The organism is Oleiphilus sp. HI0132 (assembly GCF_001635845.1).
Genome location: NZ_LWGJ01000498.1, coordinates 1 through 787, shown reverse-complemented (window position 1 = coordinate 787; position 787 = coordinate 1). Strand labels below are relative to the sequence as shown.

Annotated in this window: 1 protein-coding gene; it reads left to right on the top strand. The window is 46.3% G+C overall.

The annotated features are described in order from the left end of the window. Positions 1–9 precede the first annotated feature (9 nt). A partial coding sequence (locus tag A3766_RS06020; RefSeq protein WP_068641930.1) for an HDOD domain-containing protein occupies positions 10–787 on the top strand: 778 nt, incomplete at its 3' end.

The following is a 787-nucleotide window of genomic DNA, read 5'->3' as shown; positions in this document are numbered from 1 at the left end:
GAGGTATTCATGTCAGAAATTGGTCAGAAGATAAAACAAGATATATTGGAAGCAATTGAGAACGACACTATTGTCTTACCAACGCTTCCTGAAATTGCTTTAGATGTTAAGAGAATCAGCGAAGACGAAGATTCGGGGTTATTCGACCTGATCGACGTTATTAACAAAGATACTGCCTTATCAGCACGCCTACTCAAGGTTAGCAACAGCCCTTTGTTTCGCGGTGCAAATGAAATCACTACGCTAAACATGGCAGTAAACCGCTTAGGCATGCAATATACGAGTAATCTTGCAACAGGCCTCGCAATGGAGCAGATGTTCCAAGCAACTTCAGAGATGATCGACAAGCGTATGCGCGAGACTTGGGAGCGCAGTACCGAAGTAGCGGGTATATGTAGTGTGCTCGCACGGCAGCACCCTCATCTGGCTGCAGGCCAAGCGACGTTGGCCGGACTCGTTTATTCCATCGGTTCTTTGCCGGTCCTTAAGTACGTTGAAGATAACGACGTTCAAATAAATAGCGTAATGCTCGACAACCTTTTGGATGAACTTCAGCCCATCGTGGGTCAGAAGATATTAGAGAAATGGGACTTTCCATCCGAGCTCAAACCTGTACCCAAAGAGTGTGTTAATTTCACTCGAGAAGTTGAAAAAGCGGATTACGCCGATTTGGTCATGGTTGCCATGCTACACAGCTATGCTGGCTCAGAACACCACTATGTAGAGATGGACTGGTCGCACATTACAGCGTTTGAACGTATTGGCGTTGACCCAACTATGGACCCGA